Here is a 6,328-nt window from a genome sequence, read left to right on the forward strand (position 1 = left end):
AGGGTGCCACTACAGGTAACAGGGGTATTTAAAGATCTCCCCGCCAACACAGACCTCCCCGTAAAACTGGGTATTTCAATGGCTACCACCAGGAAGTTATCACCCGAATTTTTTACGGACCCTAAGCGCTGGAACGCATCCGACGGGTATGCACAATGTTTTGTTTTACCTAAAAACAAACAACAGGCAGCAGCAATAACAGCTGGGCTCTCCGCGTTTTCAGACCGGTACTATCAGCAAGACAATAACCATACTACACAGCTGCAGTTACAGCCACTATCCGCCATGCACCTGGATAAGCAGTATGTTAATTTTATACCCGCCCGTCTTTCTTCCAAAGAATTATGGGCACTGGGGCTGATTAGCATTTTCCTGTTGCTCGTAGCCTGCATCAATTTTATTAACCTGGCCACTGCCCTCTCTGTAAACCGTGCGAAAGAAATAGGTGTAAGAAAAGTATTGGGCAGTAACCGTTTACAGCTGCTCTCGCAGTTCCTGCTGGAAACCGCATTGATCACCATATTATCTATCGTGATCGCCATCGTGATCGCTGTCGCTACTTTACCGTACATCAGTATTTTGATAAACATACCATTATCGTTGTCACTGCTGATGAAGCCGGCCGTTTGGATGGCCCTCCTGCTTTGTGCTGTGGTGGTGACTTTATTGTCCGGCTTTTATCCGGGCATGGTGGTATCGGGCTTTAACCCCGTGCTGGCCATCAAAAGCAGGATCAGCACCAAATCAGCTGGTGGCGCCTCTCTCCGCCGGGGACTGGTCGTATTTCAATTTGTGATTGCACAGTTACTGGTCATTTGTACACTGGTAGTAGTAAAACAAATGCGGTATGTAAACCAGCAGTCCATGGGATTCAATAAAGAGGCCATGGTATTGATCAATCTTCCCAGTGACAGTACGTTAAAACTAAAATACGATTACCTACGGACACGGCTATCCGAAGTTCCGGGCGTAAATGCGGTGAGTCTCTGTAACGAAGCACCTTCGGCAGACTGGGAATTTCAGCAGGAATTTTATTTTGATACCAACCCCGTAAAACAGCCGTTTAAAATTGCGGCGAAAGCCGCTGATACCGGGTATTACAACACCTTTGGCATTCACCTGTTGGCGGGAAGAAAACCATATCCCAGCGATACCGTGAAAGAAATTGCGGTCAATGAAACCACGGTAAAAAAATTAGGGTTCTCTTCTCCCGAAGATATCATTGGTAAAACCATTACTACGATGGACCATAAGCAATTTCCCATTGTAGGTGTGATCAATGATTTCAACACCAAATCCCTGCACGAGGCCATCACGCCTTTGTTTGTGGGTTCTCAGAAGAACGCCTATGAATTTGTAGCGCTGCGTTTGCAACCGGAGAAAATGATGGCCACCTTAAAAACAGTGGAGCAGACATTCACCGGCATTTATCCATCTTATCTCTATGACCTTACATTTTTAGATCAGCGGATCAATGATTATTATCAGGCAGAAGTCATTACCTCCAGGCTGTTCCAGCTTTTTGCCGGTATTGCAATATTTATTTCCTGTCTGGGTTTATACGGACTCATTTCTTTTATGGTGGTACATCGTACGCGGGAAGTAGGGATCCGTAAGGTGTTGGGCGCTTCTGTCACCAGTATTTTATTCCTTTTCTCACGGGAGTTTATGATATTAATCGGCGTAGCGTTTCTTATTGCAGCCCCACTGGGATATTATTTTATGCAGATATGGCTATCCGGCTTTTACTATCATACAGTCATAGGCGGTGGCATCTTTATCGCTTCCATGCTATTGTCGGTACTGATGGCGTGGGTAACGGTAGGCTACAAGGCGTGGATGGCAGCAAGGGCCAACCCGGTAAAAAATCTGAAGGAATAACTTTTATAAAAAATGCCTCAAAAAGTGGTTACACTTTTTGAGGCACTCCGCTCGCGCTGCTTATTTCACTACAGCGTCACCAGCTGCCGGCGCAATGCTTCCAACACCATACCTGTGCGGCTTTGCACGTTGAGCTTATTAAATAATATTTCCCGGTATCCATCTACCGTTCTTTCTGTAACATTCATTTTAGCGGCAATGGCCTTATAGGTAAGGTCGCTGCAGGCCAGGCTAAGGAACTCGCGTTCCCGGTCGGTCAGCGTTTGTTTTTGTTCTGACTGCAACAGCAGGCGGCGGTAGTTTACATTGGAAGCATCATTGTAATAGATGCCGGTGGTATAGATTTCCCGCAATGCTTTTTCCAGTTCTGTTGGATGAATATCTTTCAGGAGATAGGCACAGCAACCAGCTTTCAGCATTTCAATGATGGTAGCGTCGTTGTCTTTCATAGACAGGGCGACTACTTTCACGGTGGGGTATAATTTAAGTACGGCTTCGGTGGCTTTGGCGCCATCCATCACCGGCATATTTACGTCCAGTAACAGGATATCCGGTGGCGCCGGCAGTTGGGCTAATTTATCGAGCATTTCCTTTCCATTCATAGCTTCTGCTACAATCTGGAATCCACTAAAGCCACTGATCAGCAAACTGAGTGATTTAAGAAATAGCTGATGATCGTCTGCAATGCCAATGTTGATGTTCATAAAAATTATTCAAGGGGTAATGTAATCAATACGGCAGTACCGCCGGCGGTAGTTACTTCCCAGCGGATAGTACCACCAAGTAAACTGGTGCGGTGCTGCATATTACGGATGCCCATACCGATAGACGACATACCGGCTTTATCGAAGCCCGATCCGTCGTCTGCGATCAGGAGAATGAGTTGTTGATCTGCCGCTCGGATACTGATATCGATGACCTGTGGGCGGGCATGTTTGATACAATTTTGCATGGCTTCCTGTATGATACGAAACAAAATGATCTGAGGTTCCGCCTGTAGTGGCAGTACCATCAGTTCATGGGTAAACGTTACTTTAATAGCCCTGCTGGAATTGATCCTTTCTACTTCTGCTTTCAGGTTTTCGATCAGGCTGAACTGATCCAGCCATTGACGGCTGAAAGACTTGGAAAGCGCCCGCAAATGCTGAATAGCCGTACTCAGGGTATCCTCCGCTATCTGCAGGGTGTCCGGGATTTCCGGCATGCTCCTTTGGGTAACATTGATCAGGAGCTTGGTGCTGCTCAGTAACTGGCCGATATCGTCGTGCAGTTCCTGCCCCAGGTGGGCAAAGGCTTCTTCCTGCATTTCAATCTGGGACCACATTAACTGTTTGTCGTAATCTTCTTTCATTAATTTAAGCTGATGTAAGTAAGCATCCTGCTTCTTTTTATAACTAATCACTGCAGATACAACCACCAGTCCCATGATGGTTACCAGCAATGAAATAAAAAGTACAGCTACAAAGAGATCCTGTTTGACCGGAAGCATACAACGCCTTTTATCAGCATAATATACAACAGGTAATTGGATAATGAGTTCAACACGGCGAAAAAATGCCTGGCCCTGGTGGTATCATTCTCCAGTAACAGGTTATAAAAAGCATTTACGCTGACAGATGCCGCGAAATAAATAAAAAACGCCAGGGTTATCCAAAAAACAGGGTGCCGGAATATAGAATCTTCACTTTCCGGGGTTATTGAAAAAAAGGATAAAAGGCACCAGCAGATGACCAGGAAGCTTTCTATGGTAATGTTTATGCCGGGAAAGGCATGCCATCCGCCCAATACAAAGCTGTAAAACAAGGATACTATTCCGAAAACAAATATGGAAACACCCATCAACAGTCGCCATCGGTAATCCTTAATTCCTGATCGGAGAATTATTGTTATGAGACTATATTCCAGCACCACAAAAAAATGATACACTATAAAAAAACCTAAACCTTCTGTGCCGATCAACTCTACAATCACTTCTGTAATAATAGATATCCCCAGCAATACACTTAGTATTTTCACCTCCCTGAATTGCAGGTGAAAAAGGCTAATAATAAAGCAGGTTACCAGTAATACATAATAAGCATACACCCATCCGTTCATCGGCACAAAGATTTAAATACGAAATTGATTAAAATAATTGATCCAGATCTGCAGTAGCTAATGGAGAGCCCTGCGCTTTTAATAATTCAAATAAGTGTTTAAAAGCCGGAGTCGGCGAAGTTTTACCATTTCCTCTTTCCTCAATTTTAGGATCCCCACTATCATGTACCATGTTGTTGGTAGTCGCTTTGGCCAGCAATTGCGCATATCCTACCTGTTCCTGATTGATAGTCAGTCCTTCTGCAGCCAGACTGAGTTTCTGGTCGGCTTCCGGCACCGCAAAATGGAAGCGAACATATTCGCAACCTTCCTGGCTGAGCAAACGCAAGAGCGATGCTTTACTAAAGTCTACAAAGAAAACCCCCTGGAACGCCGCCTGCAATGCAGGATTATTCAATAACAGCAAATAAAAATTGTTCAACATGCCAAAATAGGCGCTCGCAGTAATCGGCATTCCAAAGGTTTGCGGATCACCGGTGAACGGCATGTTGTAGTCCAGCTGTTGGGTGCTTGGGTCCAGGTGGCCCTGGTCATTCCAACCGTAGCCGGCAAGGGACATTTGATCGCTCATTGTTAGGTCAGTTTAGTGGAAACAAATATTTAAAAAAATTCCCATAGCTGATACCGGGAAAAACCCCGGGTAGAGCAAAAAGCGGAAAGCATAAGGCAAAAAGCTATTGACGAGGATTATCTAATCGAACATTACTTCCGCTAAAATCATCCGCTTCAATGGCTTTTTGCTTTCTGCTTTCAGCTTTCCGCTATAACTTCAGCAGCCCTAACTTATGCAAGGTATTCACTGGTTTGTTATCCCAGAAAAGTTCGAAATCGTCCAGCCCTGCCGCTTCATAGCTCTCTTTTACCTCTTGCAGGGTATACGTTTTGGGGTTGGCTACAGCCAGCTCCTGTAGCATATTGGTGAGCCATACTCCCTGTGGTGGCTGTACGCTGATATTTACTTTTTCTTTTTTTGTCTGGAATGTTAAGGAAGACATTTCCCAGGTAGCGCCCTTCTTCGATTTGGTAATAATTTCCATGGCCGGCTGTTTGCCCAGGTATACTACTTTGGAAGTGGGTTTAATGGTTCCTGCTTCTTCTTCCATCAGTGCGTTGGTGATAAAGTCCGGATGTACCGAGGTTTTCGGCACTTTAAATTCAAACCATTTCGACAGTGGATAATCAAAGCAGGCACCATGCATATAATTCAGCAGCGACTTCTTTAATCCGTAGCTGAAGGTTTCATGATCCGCGCCGGTAGGATCAATATGCATGATATCGTTGTTGGCAAAGGTGCCTGTTTCCTCTGTTTCTTTTTGTACGTTGTACTTCGCCGGATCTAGTCCTACAGGACTGTGCGCCGTCATCGTAAACTGATGCCAGAAAGCAGATTGCAGGATGCCGGCCTGGAACATCTGTCGCACCATTTCCAATGCGTCGATTGTTTCCTGTGCCGTTTGTGTAGGAAATCCATACATCAGGTAAGCATGCACCATGATGCCCGCTTCCGTAAAATGACGATTTACACGCGCTACCTGGGCCACGGTGATCCCTTTCTGTATGAGTCCCAGCAAACGGTCAGAAGCTACTTCCAGGCCGCCGGAAATGGCGATACAACCCGATGCTTTGAGCAACAGGCAAAGGTCGCGCGTAAAGCTTTTTTCAAAACGCACATTAGTCCACCAGCTCACGGTGAGCTTACGACGGATAATTTCCAGTGCCAGCGCACGCATCAACGCCGGTGGCGCCGCTTCATCCACAAAGTGAAATCCGTTTTGCCCTGTTTGCGCAATGATCGTTTCCATCCGGTCGCACAACAACGAAGCGGTAATAGGTTCGTAGATCTTTATATAGTCGAGAGAAATATCGCAGAAAGTACATTTGCCCCAATAGCAGCCATGCGCCATGGTGAGCTTGTTCCAGCGGCCATCACTCCACAGGCTGTGCATGGGATTCACCACTTCGATCGCAGAAATATATTGGTCGAGCAACAGGTCACTGTAATCAGGTGTGCCCAGCTGCGATTGTTTATAATCGTGGGTAGCTTTACTGTTGACATACATTACTTTTTCTTCTGTTAACAGAAAAGTACGTTTCAGTTCTTCCGCTGTTTTTTTACCATCGAGGAACTGCAACAGGTTTTCTATGGGTGCTTCCCCATCATCGAGGGTAATGAAATCCACGAATTCAAATACACGGGCATCTGCCAGCGAGCGCAGCTCTGTATTGGGAAAACCTCCGCCCATGGCCACTTTCACATCAGGATAATGTTGTTTCACCCATTGTCCGCAGCGTAATGCTGCATACAGATTACCTGGGAAAGGCACAGAAATGGCTACCATGGCAGGTTGTA

Annotated in this window: 6 protein-coding genes; 1 reads left to right on the forward strand and 5 read right to left on the reverse strand. The window is 45.7% G+C overall.

The window, feature by feature from the left end:
* On the forward strand, nucleotides 1-1,881 hold a 1,881-nt coding region (locus VIP81_RS07915; protein WP_331958153.1), incomplete at its 5' end, for an FtsX-like permease family protein.
* 68 nt (nucleotides 1,882-1,949) lie between these two features.
* Here VIP81_RS07915 and VIP81_RS07920 read toward each other — a convergent pair.
* From VIP81_RS07920 to VIP81_RS07940, 5 genes are all read right to left on the reverse strand, one after another.
* Entirely contained in the window at nucleotides 1,950-2,585 is a 636-nt protein-coding gene (locus VIP81_RS07920; RefSeq protein ID WP_331958155.1) for a response regulator transcription factor, read from the reverse strand.
* Nucleotides 2,586-2,590: 5 nt separating this feature from the next.
* Nucleotides 2,591-3,370 carry a sensor histidine kinase gene (locus tag VIP81_RS07925; protein ID WP_331958157.1) on the reverse strand — a complete coding sequence of 260 codons (780 nt, stop codon included), beginning with the start codon at nucleotides 3,368-3,370 and terminating at the stop codon, nucleotides 2,591-2,593.
* Nucleotides 3,340-3,978, reverse strand: a complete 639-nt coding sequence (locus tag VIP81_RS07930) for a hypothetical protein (RefSeq protein ID WP_331958159.1) — start codon at nucleotides 3,976-3,978, stop codon at nucleotides 3,340-3,342. The genes VIP81_RS07925 and VIP81_RS07930 overlap by 31 nt, the downstream gene beginning before the upstream one ends.
* A gap of 28 nt (nucleotides 3,979-4,006) precedes the next feature.
* Nucleotides 4,007-4,549: a hypothetical protein gene (locus VIP81_RS07935; protein ID WP_331958161.1), complete on the reverse strand. Its 543-nt coding sequence runs from the start codon at nucleotides 4,547-4,549 to the stop codon at nucleotides 4,007-4,009.
* 190 nt (nucleotides 4,550-4,739) lie between these two features.
* The coding region (locus VIP81_RS07940) for a B12-binding domain-containing radical SAM protein (RefSeq protein WP_331958163.1) at nucleotides 4,740-6,328 on the reverse strand (1,589 nt) is incomplete at its 5' end.

Source organism: Chitinophaga sp. (assembly GCF_036566945.1).
Classification (GTDB): domain Bacteria; phylum Bacteroidota; class Bacteroidia; order Chitinophagales; family Chitinophagaceae; genus Chitinophaga.